The organism is Acidimicrobiia bacterium, from assembly GCA_036396535.1.
Taxonomy (GTDB): domain Bacteria; phylum Actinomycetota; class Acidimicrobiia; order Spongiisociales; family UBA5794; genus DASWKR01.
The window spans coordinates 112,944-135,980 of record DASWKR010000035.1; the positions used below are offsets into that span (position 1 = coordinate 112,944).

Genomic DNA, 23,037 nt, shown 5'->3' on the forward strand with positions numbered 1-23,037 from the left:
CCGTGCTGACATGCCGATGGAGTTCTCACTGCGCTCGAGAAGGCGGGACGCTTGCTCTTCAACTCATGGGAGTTCGTGCCACTCTTCGTCGCAGTCCTCCTCCTCTACCGGTTGCTGAACGACACGGCGCGGCGCCAGTGGGTGCTTCTCGCCGGATCGTTCGTGTTCTACGGGGCGTGGGACTGGCGATTCCTCGGGCTGCTCGTGTTGTCGACGGTCGTCGACTACACGATCGGGCGGCTCATGGCATGGCGACGCACCTCGGCCAGGCCGCTGCTCGCCGTGTCCGTCGCCGTCAACCTCGGGCTGCTCGGCACGTTCAAGTACTTCGGCTTCTTCGTCGAGAGCGCCGCCGCGCTGTTCGAGTCGTTCGGACTCCAGGTCAACGCCCCGACGCTCCACATCATCCTCCCGGTCGGGATCAGCTTCTACACGTTCCAGTCGATGGCCTACACGATCGACGTCTACCGACGGCACATCGAGCCGGAGCGCAGCTTGCGACTCTTCGCCCTCTATGTCGCCTTCTTCCCGCAGCTCGTCGCCGGCCCGATCGAGACCCCCCGCCACCTCATTCCCCAGCTCGCCCGGCTCGGGAACCCGACCCGCCATCAGCTCGCCACCGGCGCATCGATGTTCCTCACCGGGCTCCTCAGGAAGGTCGTCATCGCAGACACCATCGCCAGGGCCATCGATCCGGTCTTCTCCGACCCCGGCGCTCACGGCGGGGCGACGCTCGTCGCTGCCGTCGTCCTGTTCGCGATTCAGATCTACGCCGACTTCGCCGGCTACACCGACATGGCGAGGGGGATCGCCCTGACGTTCGGGGTCGAGCTGGGAGTCAACTTCAGGGAGCCGTACTTCGCGGTCTCCCTCACCGACTTCTGGCGGCGCTGGCACATCTCGCTGTCGACGTGGCTGCGTGACTACCTCTACGTCCCGCTCGGCGGGAACCGGGGCGGCAAGGTGGCGACATATCGCAATCTCTTGGTGACGATGCTGCTCGGCGGCCTCTGGCACGGGGCGGCGTGGAACTTCGTGATCTGGGGCGGGATGCACGGCGTCGGGCTGGCATTCGAGCGCAGCCGCAGAGATCGGGGCCGGCCGCCGCGCGCCGGCGTCGCCGGTTGGGTGAGGACGATGGCGATCGTGACCTTGGCGTGGATCTTCTTCAGGGCAGCCGACCTGGCGACGGCGTGGTCTTTCGTCACCGGCATCGCCACGTGGCGCCCAGGCGTCGACAGCGCCCTGCTGCTCGGGGCGTTGGCAGCCGTCTGCGTCACCTTGCTGCTCGATCATCCGCAGTCGCGATGGTCCGACCCCGGAACGATCCGATCGTGGGCCCCGGCTCGCCGCGGCGTCTACGCCGGCCTGGCGGTGCTCGTGTTGCTGACCACCGCGTCTGCGAGCGCCATCCCGTTCATCTACTTCCAGTTCTGACGATGACGACGCTTTCCCGCATTCGCTCGAGCCCATGGACCCGCACCCTGGTGGCGGCGGTCGCAGTGCTCCTGTTGTTCGAGTTCGGCGTCGCCAGGTCGAAGGCGGCGATGGGGCTGACGTCCGGCCTCTTCGTCGGGGCGACGTTCGCCATCGAGGACAGCATCATCGAGCCTGGACCGGACCCGGAGGTCCTGCTGTTCGGCTCGAGCCGGATCCAAGCGGCTCTCTCCCCCAGGATGATGGAAGCCGACCTCGGCCTCGACGGGGGAACCGTGATGAACCTGGCCCAGCCGTTCGGCGACGCCGTCGTCGGACGCATCGTGTACGAGCGCAACCGGGAGAAGCTGTCGCGCGCCGGCATCGCGGTGGTCGGCGTCGAGATGTGGGACGTCTTCGGTCCTGCCTCGATCGACCCGACGACGGAATACCTCCTCCCTCTCGGAGAGCGTCTCGAGTACGGGGGCAAGGACGAGATCTCGCTCCTCATCGGTGCGACCTGGAAGACGTACGCCATCCGGCGGATCCTCCCCCAGCTCATCTCCAACATCATCGCCGGCGGAGCGGAGACGGGGCCGGTGGCTCCCGACGGGCGCCTGCAGTTCTTCGCTGCGGATGCCGACGGCCCGGCCACCATCAACGCCGCGGAGCAGTTCGACGAGAGGTTCGGGAGGCTCGAGGAGCCGGGAGCCTTCGACTCATCGAGCCACCGGGCGGACCTCGCCGAGCTCGTTGCAACGCTCCAGGCCGACGGCATGCAGGTCATCCTCGTGCACCTTCCTCTCCGGTCCGACTTCCTCCCCGAGCTCGAGCGCAGGCTCCCGAACGCGATGGAGCAGTTCGCCCGGGTGCTCGAAGACGTCCCGGGTGTCGCCACGGTCGACCTGGGAACGACGCTGGCCGCGCTCGGCCTGCCGGACACCGGCTACTACGACTTCGGCCACGCCGCCGAGTCCGGGGTGGCAGCGCTGACGCGGCACGTCGCGCGCGTCATCGGCGACGTGTGAGCTTCGCCCGACAGAGTCCCGGTGAAGCCGCAGCGCCTCGGCCACCGGAGGCCGAGGCGGCTCACTTCCTGATCCGGGCAGCCTTCATGGTGGTGACCTGAGCCGCCTCGACCTCGTCGACCGTCACGAAAGCGGCCGGGTTGGCGGCATGGACGAGCTGGAGGGCCTCGGGAAGTCGCTTGCGCGAGATCGCCGAGATCGTGAGACGTACCTCGCCGTCGCGCCCCTCGGCGTTCACCACGGTGACCCTGAACCCGGCATCTCGCATCCGGCCGGCGACCGGCGGTGTCTCGATGGGAGCCATGATCCGCACCATCACCTGACCGTCGGCGATCCACCTGTCGATCGACCCCCCGAGGGCGGTTCCGAGCCCGAAGCCCGCGGCATAGGCCGCCACCTTGTACCACTCGTCGAGGTCGCTCAGAACGAGACCCGCGGCAACCACCCAGGAGAGCGACTCGAAGAAGCCGAGTATGCCCGCGACGAAGCGCTTGCCGCGAACGAGGTTCGTGATGCGCAGCGTGCCGACCGAGACGTCGAGCAGGCGCAGCGCGATGATTCCGAGGACGGTGAGTAAGACGACCATGGCCGGGCGGGACCCTAACGAGGTGACGGACTTGTGCACGAGACCGACGGAGCGGTCGCGCCCCTCATCGGTTGGGTGGATGCGTAACTTGAGGGAGCCTCCTCCGCAGCCGACCCGGTGAACCAGGATCGGCTCGAGTGGAAGCTCGGGGAGACGGCGGAGTGCCCGGTCGGTGATCCGTCAGGACGTGAGTCCGAGCTCCGCCTTGAGCTCTTCGAGCTTGGCGTCCGCCTGCACCACGTTGATCGCTTCCTTGAGCTCGGCCTCGGCACCGTCGGGCGTGGCCTCACGAAGCTCGGCCTTGGCCATGGCCTCGGCCTTGCGGGCTTCGATCTTCTCCTCGACCTTGTCGAGTGACGGGGCGTCGTAGTCCATCGTGTTCGAGAGGGTGTCGACAGCCTTGTTGACCGACTCCTGCATCTTGGCTGCCTCGAGGCTCCCGAGCAGCTCCATGCGTCGCGCCGCCAGCTCCTGAACCCGCATGGCGTTCTGCTGGACCGCCTCCTTGGCACTCTCGGCCTGGCCGGTTGCCGTCTCGTACTGGGTCCTGAGCGTCGCCAAGTTGTTCTCCGCCGCTTGGAGCTTCATGGCGATGGACTGCGCCGTTTGGGTCCATTTCGCCTGCTCGGCGGCATCGCCGGAGGACCTGCCCCCTTCGGCGCGCAGCAGAGCCTGCTTGGCCATCTCGCGGGCCTCGCCCACATCTCCTGCGGCACGCTCCATCTTGCTCTCGAGCTGGGTGCGATGTGCCACGACCTTGGCTGCTTGGTTGCGAAGCTCCTGGTCGCGCCTGCGAGCCTCGGTGATCGCCTGCTCGATCTCGATCTCAGGATTCATCGCCCGTTCGGCGCTCGTCCTGAACAGAGCCGCGATGTAGCCCCACAACCGCCTCAAGAAACCCATGTGTGTCCTTCCTCGCAGGGAGGCGGAGTCTAACGGCGGGTGGAGCGGTGCTCTCTGCCGTCAACCCCTGCGGCGCTTGCCGCCTCTCACCCGTCGGCCGCCGCTGCCCTGGCGTTCCCCGCCGGCGGTCCGACGGTCCAGCTGCGACGGGGTCGGCACCGGACCCGAGGAGCTCGTCCGCCCCGGCGGTGTCCTTCTGCCGACCATCCCGCTGAGGCGTCCCGACCGCCCCCTGCCGCTCATCACCGCGCCCCCGACCACGATCAGCAGATCGGTGATCGAAGGTCCCGAGTACGAGCTGCGCCTCGTCGGCCTCCTCTCGTACTGGACCTGCTCGCCGGCTGTGCTGCCTGCTTCGCCTGGCGACGGCACCCGGGCGGCCGGTTCCAGCCGCTTCGACTCGGGGCGGGCCGGGAGGGGCTTGCCGTCGAGGACCGCCTCGGCCGAGTCGAGTTGCCAGATGGCCGTGTCGAGACGGTTGGACAGACCGATCAGCTGCTCCGGCGTCTCGGCGGCCGGGAACGCATCGGACACCTCGCTGTACGTCTGGGCCGCCTCCTCATAGAAGCCGTCGGCTCCGACGTCGTCTGCAGAACGGACCTCGTCCTCCATGTCGAGTATGTCGTTGGCGAGTGCGCTCATCTGCTGCTCGACTGCGTGGCGCGCCTTGGAGAGCTGCCCTGCTGCATCGGCGGCGGATCTCCTCCTGCTTCGCACCGCCAGCCATACGAACAGGCCGACGACGCCCACCGCCAGGAGGAGGAGCCACAGGAGGCCGGCCCCTCCGCCACCACCCTCCCCGGCGTCGTCGATCGGCGCTTCGGTCAGGGTCGATGCGAACGTGGCGGCGACGGCTGCGTCGTCGCCTCCGACGTCGACGGCTCGCTCGAGCGCCGCCTGGATCTCGATGTCCGTGTACACCTCGGGAATCCCGTCGAAGCCGACCGTCTCGGGCGCCAGGACCACGACTATCGAGGAGCCGAGCCGCTCGAACACGGCACCGGCGAACGTCGTTGCGCCGGCGGGCGGCTCTCTGGCGAGGACGACCAGCGTGAGGTTCTCTCCCTCGCTGCGCACGTCGGAGACGACTCGCCCGATGTCGGCGGCCGTGGCGGAGGAGCCGTCCTCGACGTAGAACCCCTGATCGACGACCTCGGCGGCCACCTCGTCCGGCTCCGCCGCCAGCGCCGGAGATCCGGCGAGTACCAGCCACGAGGTGATGCCGAGAAGGGCCACCCCGGCACGACGCAGAGTCATGCGGGCAGGTTAGATGCCGGGTGGCGTTCGCCATCCTTCGGGGCAGCAGAGTCACCCGGCGGGTGCAGCCGCAACCGTCACCGCCTGCCGGCGGCGGCCCTCAGGAAGAACCGGAGATTGCCGGGTCGCTCGGCGAGCCGCCGCGTGAGATACGGGTACCAGGCGACACCGTACGGCACGTAGACCCGAACCGGATAACCACGAGCCACCAGGTCGCGCTGCAAGGGCCCTCGCACGCCGTACAGCATCTGGAACTCGTAGTTCCCCGGGCGCCGCTCTGCCAGCCGGCGGGCATGGGCGATCCTGTCGTCGTCGTGGGAGGCGATGGCCGGCCTGACGCTCTCCGCCGCCATGAGCACGGTCAGCAGCCGGTCGTAGCTCTCGTCCACCTCTTCCTGTTGCTGGAACGCGACACCTTCCGCCTCGAGATACGCCCCCTTGCAGAGGCGGATGTGGCCACCGAGCGGGATGATCCTCTCGAGGTCGGACGCCGTTCTCCTCAGGTAGGCCTGCACGGCGACGCCGAGGTTGCCGTGGTCCGCCTGGGCGGCGGAGTACAGGTCGATGGTGGCAGCCGTGTAGGCACTCTCCTCCATGTCGACTGTGACCGTGGTGCCGACCGCCTGGGCACGCCGCGCCAGCGCAGCCAGGGACTCCGCCACGAGGCCGTCACTGAGGCCGAGCCCGAGCTGCGTCAGCTTCACAGACACGTTGGCGTCGAGGCCGCTGTCTCCGATCTCGTCGAGCGCCGCCAGGTAGTCGTCGCGAGCTGCCGCAACGGCTGCCGCGTCCTCGACGTGCTCGCCGAGGTGGTCGAGCGAGACGCTGAAGCCTTCGGCGTTGAGGCGCTTGGCGACCGTGATGGCCTCGTCGAGGGACTCGCCCGCGACGAACCTGGCGGCGAGTGCTCGTCCGGGGCGTGTCTCGGTGAACATCTTGCGGACGATGGGCCTCTCGGTGACGATCATCAGCGCCTTGCCGAGCCTCCCGGGCACCGTCAGGCCTCGCCCCTGGCCGCCTCGCCCATCTCGCGCGACCGTTGCGCCGCGGCCCGCACCGCATCCTCCATGAGCGCTCGAAAGCCGCCGTCCTCGAGCACGTGCATCGCCGCCGCGGTGGTTCCGCCCGGCGAGGTGACCTCACCACGCAGGCGGAAGGCGCTCTTCTCGGACTCCGACAGCAGGACACCAGCGCCGCGGATGGTCTGGTCGACGAGCAACTCGGCGGCGTGGTGGGGCAGACCTTCCCTGATCGCCGCCTCCGTGAGGGCCTCCGCCAGCAGGAAGACGTATGCCGGGCCCGTCCCGGACACGGCGGTCACGGCATCGAGGAGGTCTTCGCTGAGGTGGATCGTCTTGCCGACGGCGCCCAGCACCGCGGCCGCCTTCTCCTCCGCCCCCAGATCGACGTGCGTTCCCGTGCAATAGGCGGTCATGCCCTCGTCGACGGCCGCCGGCGTGTTCGGCATCGAGCGAACGACGGGCACGCCCGGGAGGGCGGCCTCGTAGACCGAGATCGGTACGCCCGCGGCAACGGACACCACCACCTGGCTCTCGTCGACGACCCCCTGCAACTCCGCCAGCAGGCCGGGAACGTCCTTGGGCTTGACCGCGATCACGAGGACTTGGCGGCCTTGCGCGACCTTGCCGGCGTCGACCAGGGTGACGAGCCCGGTACGCCGCTCGGTCTCGCGGGCGCGCTCCTCGCGTCTGGCGGCGAGGGTCACGTTCTCCTCGGGCCAGCCGGCGCGCAAGAGCCCGGAAGCAATGATCTCGCCGAGCGAGCCAGCGCCGAGGATGGCGACGGTCGGGTGCACGGAGCGATGATACGGCTCGCCGCCGGCTGGCCGGTACCCTGCGCGTCATGGCCGACACGCCGCGGCGGTCCGAGGACGATGCGGAGCGCGATCTCGACGATTGGCTCGCCTTCGCCGACGAGCCGCCGCCCCCAACCGGAAGATCGCGCGGTCGGGGCCTGGCCGTCGCCCCGGTCGTGATAGCAGTCGTGATCGTCGTAGGCATCGTCCTCCTCCGCCCGACCGGCGAGTCGCGAGATGCCGCGGCCCGTGCGGTCTCCGAGCTCGGTATCCCGACGGAGTTCCACGCCGCCGCCGTCACCGGCGTCGCCTCGGCTCCGTGCGAGTTCGACGAGGCCGCCATCTGCTCCGACGTGTCGTTCACCTTGCGGGCCGGCCCGGACGCCGGGTCGGTCTACGAGCAGGCTTTCGTCGAGGGCCCGTTGACCCCGCCTTTCGCAGTCGGTGACACCGCCATCCTCTCGTACCGGGCGCCGAATGCCACCGTGCTCGGCTCCGTCGAGAATCCCTGCAGCTTCGACGACGCCTCGACCTGCTGGACGGTGTCCGTGGCGATCGAAGGCGGGTCACCTGCGGTCGTCGAGGTGCTGGACGACGATCCCGTTTCGTTCCTGCTGCCCGGTGAGAGCGTCGACGTGACATACCTCGACCAGGGTGGGGACCTGGTGGTCACGTCGGCAGCCCGGCCCACCGTGGCGACCCAGTATCAATTCGCCGACTTCCAGCGGCGCAGCGTGCTGCTGTGGCTTGCGATCGTCTTCGTCGTCGCCGTAGTCGCCCTCGGCCGCTGGAAGGGCGTCGCCGCCATCGGAGGACTGCTCGCTTCGATCGCAGTCCTCCTGCTGTTCGTCCTCCCGGCCATACTCGACGGCCGCAACCCGGTCCTGGTGGCCGTCTTCGGCGCGGCCGCCATCGCCGTCATCGCCCTCTACGGGTCTCACGGGTTCGGTCCGCGGACGACCGTGGCGCTCCTCGGCATGATCGCAGCGCTCGGGCTGACGGCCGTGCTCTCGTGGGTGGTCGTATCCCTGTCCCGCTTCTCGGGATTCGCCTCCGAAGAGGCAACCTTGTTGAGCATCTTCGAGGGGATCGACGTTCCCGGGCTCGTGCTGGCCGGAATCGTGCTCGGGGCGGCAGGCGCCCTCGACGATGTCACGATCACGCAGGCGGCGGCCGTCTGGCAGCTCCGTGCCGCCAACCCTTCGCTCTCGATGGTGGAGTTGTGGCGCAGAGGGATCGCCATCGGCCGAGACCACATCGCTGCGACCGTGAACACGCTGCTGCTCGCATACGCAGGAGCGGCCCTTCCCCTGATGATCCTGTTCGTGTTGGCTAGGCAGTCGCTTGGAGCGGCAGTGAACGGAGAGGTGGTCGCGATCGAGGTCGTCCGTACGCTCGTCGGCAGCATCGGCCTCGTGGCGGCGGTGCCGCTGACGACGTGGCTGGCGGCCCTGGTGGCCTCGAACAGACCGGTCAGGCAGGCAGGCGGTCACCGATGACGGTCCCCCGGGCAACGCCCCGTCACTGCCAGGCGACCTGGACGAGCTCGGTGGCTCCGTCACCGATGAGATAGCCACGCCCCGGCGGGAAGTGCGCTGGACCCCGTCTCGGTAGCGACACCTGGAACAGGTCGCCGTCACTGGCGACGTTCGGTCGCAGGGCGATTCCGATCCGGGACCTCCTCACGTCGCTGGTCCAATGGCCGTACGCCGAGCGCAGCAGGTCCGCAGACCCTGCTGCAACCACGTGGACGGCCGGATCGCGCCGGGCGACGAGCGAGGCGATGTGGCCGTGGGCGTCATCGACCGACTCGGCGTCGTCGACAAGCACCAGGTGGAGTCCGGCGACGTCGGAGAGCCGCTCGAGCTCGGCCGCCTCTGTGAGGAGCACGTCGATGTCGGGTGAGTCCGCCAGCGCCGACCTGCGTGGTGCGATGGCCGTCACGAACACCTCCCTCCGAGCTCGCTTCACGACACAGGCGATCGTCGCCAGCGCCGTCGACTTCCCCGACCTGGCCGGGCCCGTCACCAGCGCGTGGTCGGCGTCCCGCAGCACGAATCCGGCAGGCATGAGATCGGAGTCGCCCATGCCGACCGGGATCATCCACTCGAGGTCGAAGATCCTTCCGCGGTCGACGATCTCGGGGATCTTCACCTCGCTCGACAGGGTCTCGATCACCCATGGTCTGACGGAGGCCTCCCGATGAGCGACGTCGGCCACCGCAGAGGCCAGGTCGCCGCCCCCCGGCAGGAAGACCTGCACTTCTCGTCCTGACCCCGACTCGAACGCCCTGCCGGGAGCGTCCGGCGGCTCGACCGCCGGCACTCCGAGGCTGGTGTAGTCGTAGCGATCGGTGAGCCGCATGGCGAGCTTCACAGGAACCTGCCCGGCGATCTGTGCCGGCACGTCCGCCGGTTGCTTGGCCGACATGGCGACACAGACCCCGACACCCGGGCCGTCGGCGACGATGCGAGCGACCGTCCCCTTGATCGCCATGTCCGCCGGATCGTCGTAGGCGGCCGCCAGGCCGGCGTAGTTGTCGACGACGAGGAGCACGACCGGGAGTGCTTTGGCGCCGAGCGAGCCGCTCGCTGCCAACGCCCGCCGCCTGGCGATCTCATCGAGCACGTATCTGAGCAGTCTGGTCTGCTTGTCGCGCTCTCCGGCCCCGATCACCGCCCCGACGTGCGGCAGGTCCACCAGCGGCGCCAGCAGCTGGTCGTCGAAGTCCATCACGTAGGCGTGCAGGTCGTCGGGGGCGCATCGGCGCGCCAGGCCGACGACGAGCGCTGCGAGTGTCGTCGACGTGCCGCTGCCGCCCACTCCGTAGACGATGAGGTTGCCGTCGTCCGCCGACCACCAGGCGACCGCGGTGCGCTGACGGTGCGGCTCGTCTGCGAGCCCGATGGGCGTCGCGATCCGGCCTTCGGAGGAGTCCCCGGCGTCGAGATCGGCGTCGCTGACGACCCGGGGCAGAGGTTCGGGCCATGGGAGCCTCTGTTGGCGGATTCCGAGACGTCTGGCGGCTTCGCCTGCTGCCGCCACGATGAGCTCGAGGTCGTTCGGCTGATCTTGCTGTGGGGCGGTCGCCAGACGCGGCTGCCTCGAGGCGAGCACGAACGGCTCGATGGCGAGCCTCCCTCCCCGGCCACCGGCCGTGACGCCGGTGACCTGGGCGGCTTGAAAGGCGAGGATGTCGCCGGGACCGCGCCTCATGAACGCCCTCCCGGGCTGGTGGCGCCCGATCGCGGCGGCATCCGGGATCCCGATGACGTCGGCGGAGTCTGCGCCGTCGTGGACGCGAAGCGAGATGCGGAGATTCGTGTTCGCCCTGATGCTGTCGCTGACGACTCCCCCGGGCCGCTGGGTCGCCAGGAGGAGGTGCACCCCCAGCGAGCGCCCCCGCTGTGCCACGTCCACGAGGGCCGCCATGAAGTCGGGCAGCTCCTTCGCCAGGGCGGCGAACTCGTCGATCACGACGAGCAGGCGTGGAAGGGCCTCCTCTCGATCGAGCGCGTGAAAGGCGTCGATGTCGCCTGCTCCTGCCTCTCGCAGCCTCTGCTCTCGATAGAGGAGCTCGGCCTCGAGACACGTGAGTGCCCGCTGCGCCAGATGACCATCGAGATCGGTGACCATCCCGACCGTGTGGGGCAGCGCAGCACACGCGTCGAAGGCGCTGCCACCCTTGTAGTCGACGAGGACGAAGTTGAGGTCGTCTGGTCCGTGACACACCGCCAGCGAGGCGACGAGGGATCGCAACAACTCGGACTTGCCGGAACCGGTGGTCCCGGCGAGGAGACCATGTGGGCCGTCGCGCACCACATCGACGACGACGACCCCTTCCCGGCCGGCTCCGATCGGGACGGCGTCGGCGGAGTCACGGCTCGCCCAGCGGCTACCGATCTCGTCCGCGGTCGGCGTCTCGATCCCGAGCAGATCGAGGAGATCGACCCTGTCCGGCACGTCGGTCGACGTCCTCGAGTCGGGATCGGCCAGCTCGCCGAGTGACCGGGCACACGCCCGGGCCGCGCTCGTCGAGTAGTACCAAGTGTCGACGCCGGTGACTCGCTCGCCACGCGAGGGGATTCGCAAGACGGCCGAGCCCGTTTCGTCGACCTCGACGATGGCGGCGCACGCCGATGGCAGGCTCGACACGGCGTCGGCGATGGCGATACCGCAGAGCCGGCCTGCGGAGCTCGCCGCCAGCACGTCGCGCAGGATCGTGTGCTCCGGCGATGAAGCGTCGCCGACGTCCACGACGACGAGGGTCGTCCTGCGAGAGGGGCCCTCGTCGTCGGCGACGACGAGAGGGTGGAGCACGGCGAGCGCGTCGCCCGGTTCGGTGACGACCGCTCGCAGACCGCCGGCGACGGAGAGGTGCGGGAGCCACTTCAGCCAGTCCCAATCGCCCGGCCGGTCGGTGGCGATCACGATCCCGAGGTCGCATGGACCGTGGAGGGCGGCCGCCTGGACGATCACGAAGCGGACCATCCCGAGGGCGCGCCTCCTCGGTCCGGCCACCCCGACGACGGTCTCCCTCCTGAGGGACACGACGACCGGCGCGTCGTGGAGGGCAGAGAGCTCCTCCACGAGGCCGGCGACGGCCGCCGAAGGGGAGGCATTGCCGAGCGGCGGACGCCACGGCACGCAACCGGTGCCGATGCCGAGTTCGAGGAAGTCGTCGTGCCACGGTCGCCGTTCCCAGAGACGCGGGTCGCGACGCACGACGGCCGTGACGACCGCTTCCGGGCCCGGCGAAGCCCGCACCCTGCTGCGAATCGTGGCCGAGGCCGCCTCCACCAGGCGCTCCCTGAATAGGGCGAGACCCCCATCGACGGCGCGGCGAGCCTGTGCCGTCTCTCGGGCCGATCGCCGCCTGTCCTCGACCCAGCCGGCGACCGCGACAACCGGGCCGACGAGGGCGACGATCGCCATCATCGGGCCATACGCAAGAGCCAGGACCAGCCCGAGCACAACGGGAGCCGCGAACGCCGCCCAGCCGAAGCGAGGGCTGGGCGGCGAGGACGGCTGTTCGTCCGGAAGCCTCAAGGGAGGCACTTCAGCGGGGAACTCGGCGCGCGGCGGACGGTTGAAGACCACGGCTCCACCGGACGTGGTGGAGGGCTGGGCGGGCCGGAGGATCACGACGGCGGTGCCTCCGTCCCAGGCGATCGTCGACCGGGCCTCCACCGCGGAGCCCGCCTCGGCAGCCGCCTGGTCGACTGACACGGGCGTCACGACCGGCAGGACGTCGAGTCGGCCGGACGCGTCGACGACCAGCCCGGCGTGCGCGGTCAGCTCGCACCACGGACCGGCCAGGGCGTCGTAGGCCCCGGGTGGGAGATCGAGCCGGCGCCCCGTGACACGTCCGGCGACTCCGACGAGCGAGATCACCGGTGCTCGGGTGGGGCCACCCCCCAGCTCGAGGATCGACCCCCGATGAACCCCACAGCCGAGCAACGGTGAACCCGAGTCGGCAGGCATGCCGTCCACGACCAGCGGGCCTGCGACGCCGATCTCGGCGAGCAGCCCGGCGACGCTGAGATCACCGTCCCGCACGTCGAGCGTCACCTCGTACTCCACGCCGCCGACCCGCAGGACGACCTCGAACTTCGACCGGATCACGGGAAGGCGGCTCCCATGCCCAGGGCTTCTCCGTCGAGGCGAGCGGCGTCCGACCGCAGGACCCTCGCACGCGCCTCGAGCTCGGCAGCCGCCTGCACCATGGAGTCCGCCTGGGCATCGACGGCTGCGCTCCTGGTCGCCGCCTCGTCCTCGAGCTGGTCAGCGGCGGGACCCTCCCACACCCGCCTCGACATCGCCGGGATGTCCGCCAGCGACCCGCGGATGGTGGCGGCGATCGATCGCAGGCGGCCGGCGGTTCCCTCGAGACCCGCCGCCTCGACGCGCTTGTCGGCTGCCAGCCCGTACAGTTGCTCGGGTGTCACGTGACGTGTTCGTCGGGGCGCCCTCCGGCAGAGCGGGACGCACTATCGCGTGGCGATCTCGATGTTGTCGTGATACTTGCCGACTGCGACCGACGCCTCACGAAGCGCCTCCTCGAGCTTGCCGAGCGCCGGCTTGAAGTCGTTGCTCCAGGCCGCTCTGAACTTTTCGGCGCCCGGACCGGTCCACGCCGTCGCCCCTGGGGCGAGCTTCCCGCTGAGCGTGCTGCTCAACGACCCCACTTCCGTCGCCTTGCCGTCGAACAACGACTTGAGGGCGACGAGATCGCCGAGGTTTGCTCCGAACATCGCCGACATGGCCTTTCCTTTCCACTCGGGCGGATTCCCCGTCCACTGCGGCGCAGACCATATGACGTTGTTCTACGATTGTCAAACGATATTGACGCTTGACAGAGGCGCTTCGAGATGCGTAGCGTACGGACATGCTCGGATCGGCTCGCAGGCTCGGCAACCTCGTCGCCCTCCTCACGTTCGAGGCGGCAACGATCGCCACACTCCATCGGTTGGGCCGGATCGAGCTCTTCCAGATCGATTGGACCGACCTCCCGGCCTGGTCGGCGACCCGTCACCCGGAGGACGTCTTGGCTGCAGCCTTGCGGGTGTCGGCGCTGGCGGTCGCCTACTGGGTGGCGGCGACGACGGTGCTCTACCTCGGCGCCGTCGTCGGTCGGATCGGCGCCGTCGTGCGGCTGGCGAGGCCGGGCACGCTCCCGGTGATTCGCAGGGCGGTCGAGCGAGCAGCAGCCGTGACGCTGACCGCGGCGACGCTCGCCGCCCCGGCAGCCTCCATGGCGAGCCCGCCCCCGCCGGTGATCTTCGAGATCGGGAGTGACGGATTGCCCATCCCCGTCGCCCCCGAGTCCGGTCGCCCGGACGGGGTGGCGCCCCCCGGCGCCGGAGGCCCGGGATACACGCCGACCTCGACCCATGACGATTCTGGAACCGCCGAGCGATCTTCCCGTCCGGGAGGCGGCCGCCGCGTCGATCACGGCCCGGCGATCCACGACGTCGTCGCCGGCGACAACCTCTGGTCCATCGCAGAGATGCACCTCGAGGCGGTCAAGGGTGAGCCGCGGAGTGCGGCCGAGACCGCCGACTACTGGCTGCGGGTGGTCGACGCCAACCGAGATCGGCTCCGCTCGGGCGATCCCGATCTCATCTATCCGGGCGAGAAGGTCCGTCTGCCGGTGATCGAAGGGACCTCCTCATGACGATGTCCCACCTCGAGCCGGTGAAAGACGAGGATGATTTCGTCCTCGACGGCTCCGAACCGCGGCGCCCGGCGCCGATGGTTGCCCGTCCCGCCGCTCCTCATGAGCGATCCATCCCGCCGCGGGTGTTGGCGATCGGGGTGGCGGTGGCGATCCTGGCCGTCGCCGGAGCCGGAGCGTGGCTCGCCCGGTCGGGACGCGCAGTCGAGGCGCCTCCGGGACCATCACATCCGACGGTGGCGGTCGCCGGATTCGCCGAGCTCTACGTGGCGACGTTCCTCACGGCAGCCGGGAGCGGCGGAACGCTTGACGCCTTCACGCCACGCCGTCTCCCCGAGGATGCGATGGCGCCGAACACCCGTTACGTGACCGGGACGGCCGCCATCGCCGTCGAAGAGGTCGACGCCGGCTATTGGTCGGTGACCGTTGCCGCAGACGTCCTCGACCTCGGCGACGACGGCTACGTCCCGGCAGGGATCCAGTACTTCCAGGTGGGGGTGATCGAGGCCGAGGGCCGCCTCACGGCCCCTGCCCTGCCGGCCAGGGTGGCAGGCCCCGAAGCGGCGCCCCAAGCCCCACTCGCTCTGGTCGAAGGACCTGCCGATCCCGAGATGGCCACCCTCGCAAACGGGTTCTTCGATGCGCTGCTCGTGGGTGGATCCGAGCTCGGGCGATACGTCACACCGAGCTCGCGCATCGTCGCTGTCGTCCCTCACCCGTTCGAGTCGGTGGACGTCGACGACCTCCGCGTGGCCGAGATCGAGGGAGCGACGCTGATGAGGGCCGTGGTGACGGGAACCACGTCCGCGGGGGCGACCGAGGTGCTCGACTACACCGTGGAGATCGAGCGGAACTCGGACGTGTGGCTGGTGTCGGCAGTGTTGCCGGGCGTGCCCGTCGTGGGCGGGCCGGAAGGTGGGTGACCCTGTGATCGTCGTGCCCGCCGACCTGGTGCCGGAGGCGCTTCGTATTCGCTACGGCAGGACGCCGGCCGGGCTCGACGCGGCGACCGTGGAGAGGCTCGAGGATGCCGGGCTGCTCGTCGGCGGCCGCCTCCACCCCGTCGCCGCCGACCTCGCCGAGATCCTCGATGACCCGGCCCTCATCGTCCGAGTCGACGTCGTCGCCGGATCAAGGCGATCGAAGGCGACCGTGTGGGCGACGCCCGAGTCCGCCGTCGTCGGACGGTCGAGACCCGACGGAGCGTACGAGCTCGGTCATGCGAGGGTCTCGGCGCTGACGTTCCACATCGCCGACCTCGCCGGGGTCCGCATGCGTCCTTCTCCGCTGACCGGCGTCGTGCTCGACGCCACCGCCCGGCAGTCGCATGGCCTGAAGCGGCTCGTGTACGACGCCTCCCCTGGCCGTTTCAGCGTGAGAGCGCGCTGGCGCGACGACTCGATACACGACTGCACGGTCGACGCCGTCGACGGAGGAGCGCTCGGCTACTGGCTGGCCGGCGACGGGAAGCTGGTGGGGGCGTCGACGGGCACCGTGGTGCGAGCCATAGCCGCGGCTCTGCCGGAGAGATGAGCGAGCCCACCAGGTCTCGGCGTCCGTCGAGGTCGCCGGTCGAGCCTCAATCCGGGTCCTCACGCTCCAACGCCGCCACGACCTGGCTGATCTCCAACTCGGTGGCGCTTATCCGGGACCTGCAGAACTCGATGAGCTCGAATGCCCGCCGCACCTTCGTCGAGAGGACGTCGATGTCGACGTCATCGCGCTCGAGGTCGCCGACTATCGACTGGAGCTCCTCCATGGCGTCTCGATAGCTGGCCGGCTCGCTCATGACCCGATTCTCCCGTCGGGCAGTCGTCGCGGCAAGGGCTCTGCGATGCTCCTGATCGAGCCGCCGGCAACACGCGTCGAGAGCACATCGCCCGAGGCGACGTCGATCGGGTCGGTGACGAGCCTGCCGGCCTCCGTGGTGGTCACCGACCAGCCGCGCGCCAGGAGCCTGGTCGGGCTCTGCCCTTCCACCCGGCCGTGGATGTCTCCGAGTCTCGCAGTCGCTCTGGCGATCCGTTCGGGTGCGGCCGCTGCCAGGCGTCTCCGCATGTCCGTGGCGGCAGTTCGCTCGATGCCGGCGCGACGGCCGGCAACCGCCACCACCGAGTGCCCGGCGTCGGAGAGCCGCTCTCTGCTGGACCGCCCGGCGGCTCGGGTCGTCGTGGCGGCGCGGTGACGCACGGCACCGACCTCGACGATGGCTTGCGAGATGCGGCGCCGCGCCGCGCCGGTCACCCGCGCCGCCCGATCATCGAGACGACGCTCCTCGGCACCGAGCACTCGCAGTGCCACCCGAGACACCTTGGCCTCCCGATCTGCGAGCAGGGCAACGAAACCGGTGACGATGGATACGAGTCCCGCCGCGCAAGCGGTTGGCGTCTTGAACGACCTGGCGGCGACGCGATCGAGAACCGTCTCGTCGACCTCGTGGCCGATCCCGGTGAAGACCGGCCGCCGACAGGCAGCCACTGCCCTGGCGATCGCTTCACCGTCGAACACGGCGAGGTCGGTCTGCGCCCCTCCTCCGCGGACGATGGCGATCACGTCGACGGGTCGGCCCGACAGCGTCGCCAGGCCCGCCAGGATCGACTGCTCGGCCTCCTGGCCCTGCACCCTGACGTCGACCGGCTCGACGCACCAGGCAAACCCGCTCGCCGCCAGCTCGTCCACGAAGTCGGCGTATGCCGCACTCCCCACGCTGGTGAGCAGCCCGACGCGCAGCGGCACCAGCGGCACGGGGAGGGCGGCATTGGAGTCGACCAGCCCTTCGGCCGCCAGTGCTCGCATGAGCTGATCCCGACTGGTCGCCAGCCGCCCGAGCGTGTATTCGGTGTCGATCCACGTCATGCGCAATTGCACCGTGCCGCGGGCGGCGAAATGGCCGAGCGAGCCCCTGATGCGCACCGCGACGCCGTCCGTCATCCTCATCGCCCCGGAGCGGTTGAGCATGCGATTGACCGCCTCCTTGTCGGAGGCGAACAACGTCACCGGGAGGATGCTCTCGGGGACACTGCCGGGCTCGCCCGCATCGGCGTCGACGAGTGTGAAGTAGACGTGGCCGGATGCGGCGCGCGTGATGTCGCGGATCTCCCCTTGGACCCAGACCTGCTCCGGGAATGCGCGTGCGACCACCCGGGCGATGGCCCGGTTCAGCTCCGGCACCGTGTAGGTCGGCTCGATCACGGAGGTGAAGGTAGTTGACGCGGCGGACACCATGACCCGGGGCCTCGCCGAGGAGGGTCGCGGAGTGTCGACCGGGCGGCACTAGGTTTCGAGCATGTGGTCCAGGGTGCTCGGAAGGGTCAGGACGGCTCTCTCATCCCTCGGTACGGCGCTCCAGCGGTTCATCGCGCTGAGGCCGCCCTACAGGGGGACGGCGGCATTCCTCGTCGCCGCCGTTGCGGTCGGCGTCCTCGTCGGCCTGGGCGCTTCGCTCCTCGTGACGGCGATCGAGGTGGTCGCCGACCTGTCCGGCGAGATCGGCGACGCACTCGGGTCGACCCGGCTCGCTCCCCTGCTGCTCGTGCCCCTCGGCCTCGTGGTGGCGTGGGCGATCGCGGCACGATTCGGCAAGGAGATCGAGGGCGACGGCGTGCCCGAGACGATGGTGGGGCTATCCCTCCATGGTGGCTACCTGCCGACCCGCTCGATCGGGGCCAAGATCGCGGCGACGGCGGCAACCCTCGGTTTCGGCGGATCGGCGGGCCGCGAGGGTCCCGTCGTGCAGGTCGGGGCGACCATCGGGTCGTCATTCGCCCGATACGCCCGGTTCGGCGACGACCAGATCCGCAGCCTGATCGCGGCGGGGGCCGGCGCCGGGATCGGTGCCAGCTTCAACGCGCCGATCGCCGGGATGCTGTTCGCAATGGAGGTCATCCTCGGCGGTTTCTCGGTACGCCACCTCAATGCCGTCGTCGTCGCCTCGGTCTCGGCGGCCGTCACGACCCGCACCCTCGTCGGCGAGGAACAGCTCCTGTCCGCTCCGGCGCACTCGCTCAAGGCACCCCAGGAGCTGCTTCTCTACGTGGCGCTCGGGCTGCTGGTCGCAGCCGTCTGTGTGCTGTTCCTACGCGCCATCGGCGCCGCTGGGAAGATGGCCGCGCGCCGGGTGGGGCGACCGTGGCGTCGACCAGTCATCGGCGGGCTGCTCGTGGCGGCGCTCGCCGTCGCCGAGCCCGACCTGCTGGGCACGGGCCAGGCGGTCGTCACGTCGCTCGTCAGACTGACTGCGACCTCGGAGCTGCTGTGGGTGACACTCATCGCGGTGGCGATCGGCAAGACGGCCGCAGTGGCCGTCACCATCAACTCGGGAGGATCGGGAGGAGCCTTCATGCCGAGCCTCTTCGTCGGCTCTCACCTGGGAGCCGCCCTCGCTCTCCTCGTCGCACCGGTGTGGGGATTCTCCTCGCTCGATCCGGGCGCCTTCGCGGTCGTCGGCATGGCGGCGGCCTTCGCCGCCATGGGGAGGGCACCGCTCACGGCGATCCTGATCGTGTTCGAGATCACGGGCGACTACGGGCTGGTCCTGCCACTCATGCTCACGACCTCGCTGGCGACCTTCATCTCGGAACGGGTGCACCGCGACAGCGTCTACAGCCTGCCGCTCACGAGGCGCGGCATCCATCTGCCGCGCCATGAGGACATCGACCTCCTCGACATGGTGACGGTGGGCGAGGTGATGTCCCCGGCGACGACGAAGCTGCGCCCCGGCATGAGCACGGCCGACGTGCTCGACGTGTTCACCAAGGAGCGCCATCACGGGTTGGCGGTCGCCGATGGCGAGCGCCTGGTCGGGTTGATCACCCTCCACGACATCCAGCGGGCGGGCGGCGCCTCGGAGGACGTCCCCGTCGAGGAGGTGATGGTCGCCAGGCCCGTGACCGTGACCCCGTCGATGCCTGTGTCGGCGGCCCTGGCGAGGATGGCCGCCCTCGGGATCGGCAGGATGCCGGTGGTCGCCGAATCCGATGCCTCCCAACTCGTCGGCATGTTCCGGAGAGAGAGCGTCGTCAGGGCGTACCACCACGCTCTCGGGACCGCCACGGACCGCGGGGTGTACCGGGAGCGGCTCAAGGCCCGCCTGGCTCCCGGGGCGTCATTCTTCGAGGTGCCCGTTCCGGCGGGAAGCCCCGCAGCCGGCAAGGCGATTCGTGACTTGGTGTGGCCCGAGGACGCCACCCTGGTGTCGATCAGAAGGGGCGGATCCGTGCTCATTCCGCACGGTGACACCACGCTGTCGGTCGGGGACACGATCACCGCATTCGGCTCGGGGGACGCCAGGATCGACCTTGCCTTCGTGCTCGAGCCGAGCGACGATCCCGTCCGCTGACAGCCGCCGCCGCCCGCTACAAGGCGCCGAGCGCCGCGACCACGCGATCGACCTCGCTCGGCGTGTTGTAGTGGGCGAGCCCGACCCGGACGAGACCCCCGCTGTCGAGAACGCCTAGGTGTCGCATCACCTCGAGGGCGTAGTAGTGGCCGTGCCACACGAAGATCCCCTGGCGGCCGAGGGCCCGCGCCACGTCTTGGGCGCTCCTCCCCTCGACCCCGATGGCGAACGTCGGTGCCCTCCCCTCCATCGTCGGTGCGCCGTACAGGCGAACGCGCCGCAATCCCGCCACCCCGTCGACGAACCGGTCACCGAGCGCCGTTTCGTGACCCCGTATGGCAGCCATCGCACCGACGAGGGCGGGTCGCCGCCGACCGGGCGGTCCGTGTGAGGCGAGGTAGTCGATCGCCGCGGTGACGCCGGCGAGGCTCTCGAAGCTCTGCGTTCCCGTCTCCCACTTGCCGGGCGGGTCGGAAGGGGCAGGCCGAATCCTGACGGCCGGCACGGAGGCGAGCAATGCCAGCTTCCCGTAGAGGATGCCCGTGTGGGGCCCGAAGAATTTGTACGCCGACGCCACCAAGAAGTCACAGTCGCTCGCCGCAACGTCGATCAGCCCATGCGGGGCGTGATGGACGGCATCCACGTACACGAGGGCACCAACCTCGTGGGCACGCTCGACGACTCCTGCGACATCGACGATCGTGCCGATCGCATTGGACGCATGGGTCACGGCGACGAGCCGGGTGCGGTCGTCGAGCACGCTGTCGAACATGGCCGGCGTCAGTGACCCGTCGGAGGCATCGAAGTCGACGAAGCGGACCGTGGCACCTGCGTGCTCCGCTGCGATCAGCCACGGCGACACGTTGGCGTCGTGGTCGAGCCTCGTCACGACGATCTCGTCTCCGGGCCGCCAAGTGGCGGCGAGCGCCCTGCTAACCGACAGCGTGATGCTCGTCATGTTCTGGCCGAAGGCGATCTCGCTCGAAGACGCCGCGCCGAACAGATCGGCCGCAGCGGTTCGGGCCTCTTCGACCGCCGCCTCCGTCTCGGTGCTCGTCACGAACGGGCCTCCGAGGTTCGACCCCCCGCGCCGCATGAAGGCACTCATCGCCTCGATCACGGTCTCGACGACCTGGGTGCCTCCCGGGCCGTCGACGTAGACGGCTGGGACACCGTCCACGAGACGCGCCAGAGCCGGGAATCGTGACCGAACCGCGGCGACGTCGAAGCCCATTGGGGAGGGAACGTATCACGGCAGCCGGGGCCCCGAGAGGCAACCCGATTCGACGAGCGAGACACGCGGACGCGGCTCGCGGAGCGGGTACGGTGGCGGCATGATCGTCCCGGTGATTCTCTCCGGAGGCAGCGGCACGCGCCTGTGGCCGCTCTCGCGGCCGGCGCACCCGAAGCAGCTGTTGGCGATGGTCGACGACCGGACGATGCTGCGAGCCACCATCGACCGACTCGTCGGGGTTGCCGAGGCCGCTCCACCCATCGTCGTCTGCAACGCCGACCACCATCACCTCGTCGCCACCGAGCTCGCCGCGGCGGGACACGACCCCGACCGGGTGGTGCTGGAGCCGATCGGCAGGAACACAGCACCCGCGCTGGCAGCCGCGGCTCTGCTCGTCGATGACCAGGCGTCGCTGCTGCTGGTGCTCCCGGCCGACCATGTCGTCGAGAACGAGCCCGCCTTCAGGGAAGCAGTTGCAGCCGGCGTGCCATTCGCCGAGGAGGGTCGCCTCGTCACGTTCGGGATCGTGCCTCGCAGCGCCGAGACCGGCTACGGCTACATCGAGATGGGCGAGCCGCTCTCGGGATCCATCAGGGAAGTGGCCGCCTTCGTCGAGAAGCCGGATCTCGCCACCGCCGAGCGGTACGTCGCCGGGGGCGATCACCTTTGGAACAGCGGGATGTTCCTCTTCAGAGCCGACCGATTCCTCGAAGAGCTCGAGAGGCGGCGCCCGGACATCGTCGCCGCAGTGCGCCATGCGGTGGCGGGCGCCGTGAGGGACAACGGCATCCACCTCGACGCCACCGCCTTCGGCTCCTCGCCGAGCGATTCGATCGACTACGCCGTCATGGAGCACACCGACGCCGCGGTGGTCGTTCCCCTCGATGCCGGGTGGAGCGACGTCGGGTCGTGGTTGGCTCTGTGGGAGCTGTCGAGCCCCGACTCCTCGGGAAACGTGACGATCGGCGACGTCATCGCGATCGACATGACCGGCTCGTACGTCAGGGCGGGAGGCCGGCTGGTCGCTGCCATCGGCTTGGACGACGTGGTCGTGGTCGACACGCCGGATGCGCTGCTCGTGGCGGCCAAGGAACGCTCCCAGGACGTGAAGGGCGTCGTCGACCGTCTCCGAGCCGGCGACCGCCCCGAGGCGGAGCGCAACCGGCGAGAGCGACGCCCGTGGGGATCCTTCGAGGTTCTCGAGACGGGTTCGGGGTACCAGGTGAAGCGTCTCACCGTCTCGGCTGGTCGCAGGTTGTCTCTCCAGCGGCACCGCAATCGCGCCGAGAAATGGACTGTGGTCGCAGGAACTGGTGTCGTCACGGTCGACGAAGAGCGCACCGCCGTCTCGCGCGGTGACACGGTCTCGATCGACGTCGGCTCGGTCCACCGGGTGATGAACGATGGTGAGACGGACCTGGAGATCATCGAGGTGCAGGTAGGAAGCTATCTCGGCGAGGACGACATCGAGCGGCTCGAGGACGATTACGGAAGGAGCTGACCCATGCCTCAAACGATCGCAGCAGTCGTCGTCATCGCGCTCGTCTTCCTGGTGTTCGCCAGGCTCTCCTCCTCACGGACGAAGCGTGGCGGCGTCGACGCTCAGCCTGACCAGGTGCCGCTGCCCCGCAAGCCGGCATCGCGACGGCAGCGCAAGCTCGAGGCTTACCGTGCGGCCAACCCCGATCCCGAGATCCCGTCCATCATCGAGTTGATGCAGCAGGAGGCCGAGGAGACCGGTGTCAACGAGGTACCTGGGGGCGAGGGCATCCAGGTGCCCATCAAGCTGAGGGTCTGGAGACGCGACGCGCTCGTGCGAGAGGCGTGCACGACGGGGGTGCGGTTCGAGATCGCCGCCGGCGTCGAGCCCTCTGCGGCGACAGAGGACCAGGTCCACCTGATCTGCCTCGACCCACGATTAGGCGACAGCCCGAGAGACGATTCCGGGAACTGATCGGCGCTCGGCGGCGTTTCAGATAGGAGTCAAGGACGAACGTGAGGTCCCGGACCTCCCACCGGGACCTCACCTTCTCTCAGGCTCTTTCCCTTCCAACGCCCCTCTCTGAGGGGCGTTGTCGCGGGCAACACCCCTTTCTGGGGGCGCGTTGCCCGCGTCACGGCCCTGGAACCTGGTTGGTCCCTGGGAAAAACAGGAAGGCCCCGATGAGGGCGGCACCGATCCCTACGACGGCGACCACCACGAAAACGACCGAGATGAACGTCGCCAGCCGATCGTGACGGGGTGTCGCATCGCTCACGACCGGCAGGGTACCGGCCCCACC

21 protein-coding genes are annotated in these 23,037 nt (G+C 69.5%); 9 read left to right on the top strand and 12 right to left on the bottom strand.

Annotated elements, in window-relative coordinates; genetic code table 11:
* Window positions 1-51: 51 nt before the first annotated feature.
* Together VGC47_06500 and VGC47_06505 are read left to right on the top strand one after the other, a co-directional pair.
* Window positions 52-1,437, top strand: a complete 1,386-nt coding sequence (locus VGC47_06500; protein HEX9854945.1) for an MBOAT family protein — start codon at window positions 52-54, stop codon at window positions 1,435-1,437.
* A 2-nt stretch (window positions 1,438-1,439) separates the two neighbouring features.
* Window positions 1,440-2,444 (top strand): hypothetical protein, encoded by a 1,005-nt coding sequence (locus VGC47_06505; GenBank protein ID HEX9854946.1) that lies wholly within the window; start codon window positions 1,440-1,442, stop codon window positions 2,442-2,444.
* A gap of 61 nt (window positions 2,445-2,505) precedes the next feature.
* On the opposite strand, the gene VGC47_06510 is transcribed toward VGC47_06505, so the two are convergent.
* From VGC47_06510 to proC, 5 genes are all read right to left on the bottom strand, one after another.
* Entirely contained in the window at window positions 2,506-3,030 is a 525-nt protein-coding gene (locus VGC47_06510) for a DUF5698 domain-containing protein (GenBank protein HEX9854947.1), read from the bottom strand.
* 180 nt (window positions 3,031-3,210) lie between these two features.
* The gene (locus tag VGC47_06515; GenBank protein HEX9854948.1) at window positions 3,211-3,933 is read right to left on the bottom strand and encodes a PspA/IM30 family protein; all 723 of its coding nucleotides are present in this window, start codon (window positions 3,931-3,933) and stop codon (window positions 3,211-3,213) included.
* Window positions 3,934-3,993: 60 nt separating this feature from the next.
* The gene (locus VGC47_06520; protein HEX9854949.1) at window positions 3,994-5,190 is read right to left on the bottom strand and encodes a hypothetical protein; all 1,197 of its coding nucleotides are present in this window, start codon (window positions 5,188-5,190) and stop codon (window positions 3,994-3,996) included.
* A gap of 77 nt (window positions 5,191-5,267) precedes the next feature.
* Window positions 5,268-6,185, bottom strand: a complete 918-nt coding sequence (locus tag VGC47_06525) for a proline dehydrogenase family protein (protein HEX9854950.1) — start codon at window positions 6,183-6,185, stop codon at window positions 5,268-5,270.
* A 2-nt stretch (window positions 6,186-6,187) separates the two neighbouring features.
* Complete coding sequence (proC, locus tag VGC47_06530; GenBank protein ID HEX9854951.1) at window positions 6,188-7,006, bottom strand: pyrroline-5-carboxylate reductase; 819 nt, start codon at window positions 7,004-7,006, stop codon at window positions 6,188-6,190.
* A 47-nt stretch (window positions 7,007-7,053) separates the two neighbouring features.
* On the opposite strand from proC, the gene VGC47_06535 reads away from it, so the two are divergent.
* Window positions 7,054-8,505 carry a YibE/F family protein gene (locus VGC47_06535; protein ID HEX9854952.1) on the top strand — a complete coding sequence of 484 codons (1,452 nt, stop codon included), beginning with the start codon at window positions 7,054-7,056 and terminating at the stop codon, window positions 8,503-8,505.
* Window positions 8,506-8,527: 22 nt separating this feature from the next.
* Here the strand turns inward: VGC47_06535 and VGC47_06540 are convergent, their stop codons facing one another.
* The 3 genes from VGC47_06540 to VGC47_06550 are packed head-to-tail and all read right to left on the bottom strand — an operon-like array spanning window position 8,528 to window position 13,269.
* On the bottom strand, window positions 8,528-12,631 hold the full coding sequence (locus VGC47_06540; GenBank protein ID HEX9854953.1) for an FtsK/SpoIIIE domain-containing protein: 4,104 nt from the start codon (window positions 12,629-12,631) through the stop codon (window positions 8,528-8,530).
* A complete protein-coding gene (locus tag VGC47_06545; GenBank protein HEX9854954.1) occupies window positions 12,628-12,954 on the bottom strand; it encodes a hypothetical protein in 327 nt (108 codons plus the stop codon). Before VGC47_06545 ends, VGC47_06540 begins: the two co-directional genes overlap by 4 nt.
* A 42-nt stretch (window positions 12,955-12,996) precedes the next feature.
* Entirely contained in the window at window positions 12,997-13,269 is a 273-nt protein-coding gene (locus VGC47_06550) for a WXG100 family type VII secretion target (protein ID HEX9854955.1), read from the bottom strand.
* 125 nt (window positions 13,270-13,394) lie between these two features.
* Here VGC47_06550 and VGC47_06555 point away from each other — a divergent pair, with 125 nt between their 5' ends.
* The 3 genes from VGC47_06555 to VGC47_06565 are packed head-to-tail and all read left to right on the top strand — an operon-like array spanning window position 13,395 to window position 15,716.
* The gene (locus tag VGC47_06555; GenBank protein HEX9854956.1) at window positions 13,395-14,183 is read left to right on the top strand and encodes a hypothetical protein; all 789 of its coding nucleotides are present in this window, start codon (window positions 13,395-13,397) and stop codon (window positions 14,181-14,183) included.
* The gene (locus tag VGC47_06560) at window positions 14,180-15,106 is read left to right on the top strand and encodes a conjugal transfer protein (GenBank protein HEX9854957.1); all 927 of its coding nucleotides are present in this window, start codon (window positions 14,180-14,182) and stop codon (window positions 15,104-15,106) included. Before VGC47_06555 ends, VGC47_06560 begins: the two co-directional genes overlap by 4 nt.
* A gap of 4 nt (window positions 15,107-15,110) precedes the next feature.
* Window positions 15,111-15,716 (top strand): hypothetical protein, encoded by a 606-nt coding sequence (locus VGC47_06565; protein ID HEX9854958.1) that lies wholly within the window; start codon window positions 15,111-15,113, stop codon window positions 15,714-15,716.
* A gap of 46 nt (window positions 15,717-15,762) precedes the next feature.
* Here the strand turns inward: VGC47_06565 and xseB are convergent, their stop codons facing one another.
* Window positions 15,763-15,972, bottom strand: a complete 210-nt coding sequence (xseB, locus tag VGC47_06570) for an exodeoxyribonuclease VII small subunit (protein ID HEX9854959.1) — start codon at window positions 15,970-15,972, stop codon at window positions 15,763-15,765.
* Window positions 15,969-17,375 (bottom strand): exodeoxyribonuclease VII large subunit, encoded by a 1,407-nt coding sequence (gene xseA, locus VGC47_06575; GenBank protein ID HEX9854960.1) that lies wholly within the window; start codon window positions 17,373-17,375, stop codon window positions 15,969-15,971. Before xseA ends, xseB begins: the two co-directional genes overlap by 4 nt.
* Before the next feature lie 94 nt (window positions 17,376-17,469).
* Between xseA and VGC47_06580 the strand changes: the two genes are divergently transcribed.
* Entirely contained in the window at window positions 17,470-19,521 is a 2,052-nt protein-coding gene (locus tag VGC47_06580; protein HEX9854961.1) for a chloride channel protein, read from the top strand.
* Between the two features lie 16 nt (window positions 19,522-19,537).
* Here VGC47_06580 and VGC47_06585 read toward each other — a convergent pair whose 3' ends face one another.
* Window positions 19,538-20,755, bottom strand: a complete 1,218-nt coding sequence (locus VGC47_06585) for a cysteine desulfurase-like protein (protein ID HEX9854962.1) — start codon at window positions 20,753-20,755, stop codon at window positions 19,538-19,540.
* 100 nt (window positions 20,756-20,855) lie between these two features.
* On the opposite strand from VGC47_06585, the gene VGC47_06590 reads away from it, so the two are divergent.
* Entirely contained in the window at window positions 20,856-22,256 is a 1,401-nt protein-coding gene (locus VGC47_06590; protein HEX9854963.1) for a mannose-1-phosphate guanylyltransferase/mannose-6-phosphate isomerase, read from the top strand.
* Window positions 22,257-22,259: 3 nt separating this feature from the next.
* Window positions 22,260-22,709, top strand: a complete 450-nt coding sequence (locus tag VGC47_06595; protein ID HEX9854964.1) for a hypothetical protein — start codon at window positions 22,260-22,262, stop codon at window positions 22,707-22,709.
* Window positions 22,710-22,869: 160 nt separating this feature from the next.
* Here the strand turns inward: VGC47_06595 and VGC47_06600 are convergent, their stop codons facing one another.
* A complete protein-coding gene (locus VGC47_06600) occupies window positions 22,870-23,013 on the bottom strand; it encodes a hypothetical protein (GenBank protein ID HEX9854965.1) in 144 nt (47 codons plus the stop codon).
* Window positions 23,014-23,037: the final 24 nt, after the last annotated feature.

What these genes read in the sequence shown, in the direction of transcription:
- VGC47_06585 (HEX9854962.1), bottom strand. Translation starts at nt 20,755, where the DNA reads ATGGGCTTCGACGTCGCCGCGGTTCGGTCACGATTCCCGGCTCTGGCG.
- xseB (HEX9854959.1), bottom strand. Translation starts at nt 15,972, where the DNA reads ATGAGCGAGCCGGCCAGCTATCGAGACGCCATGGAGGAGCTCCAGTCG.
- VGC47_06535 (HEX9854952.1), top strand. Translation starts at nt 7,054, where the DNA reads ATGGCCGACACGCCGCGGCGGTCCGAGGACGATGCGGAGCGCGATCTC.
- VGC47_06590 (HEX9854963.1), top strand. Translation starts at nt 20,856, where the DNA reads ATGATCGTCCCGGTGATTCTCTCCGGAGGCAGCGGCACGCGCCTGTGG.
- VGC47_06555 (HEX9854956.1), top strand. Translation starts at nt 13,395, where the DNA reads ATGCTCGGATCGGCTCGCAGGCTCGGCAACCTCGTCGCCCTCCTCACG.
- VGC47_06560 (HEX9854957.1), top strand. Translation starts at nt 14,180, where the DNA reads ATGACGATGTCCCACCTCGAGCCGGTGAAAGACGAGGATGATTTCGTC.
- VGC47_06515 (HEX9854948.1), bottom strand. Translation starts at nt 3,933, where the DNA reads ATGGGTTTCTTGAGGCGGTTGTGGGGCTACATCGCGGCTCTGTTCAGG.
- VGC47_06505 (HEX9854946.1), top strand. Translation starts at nt 1,440, where the DNA reads ATGACGACGCTTTCCCGCATTCGCTCGAGCCCATGGACCCGCACCCTG.
- VGC47_06510 (HEX9854947.1), bottom strand. Translation starts at nt 3,030, where the DNA reads ATGGTCGTCTTACTCACCGTCCTCGGAATCATCGCGCTGCGCCTGCTC.
- VGC47_06520 (HEX9854949.1), bottom strand. Translation starts at nt 5,190, where the DNA reads ATGACTCTGCGTCGTGCCGGGGTGGCCCTTCTCGGCATCACCTCGTGG.
- VGC47_06595 (HEX9854964.1), top strand. Translation starts at nt 22,260, where the DNA reads ATGCCTCAAACGATCGCAGCAGTCGTCGTCATCGCGCTCGTCTTCCTG.
- VGC47_06580 (HEX9854961.1), top strand. Translation starts at nt 17,470, where the DNA reads ATGTGGTCCAGGGTGCTCGGAAGGGTCAGGACGGCTCTCTCATCCCTC.
- VGC47_06550 (HEX9854955.1), bottom strand. Translation starts at nt 13,269, where the DNA reads ATGTCGGCGATGTTCGGAGCAAACCTCGGCGATCTCGTCGCCCTCAAG.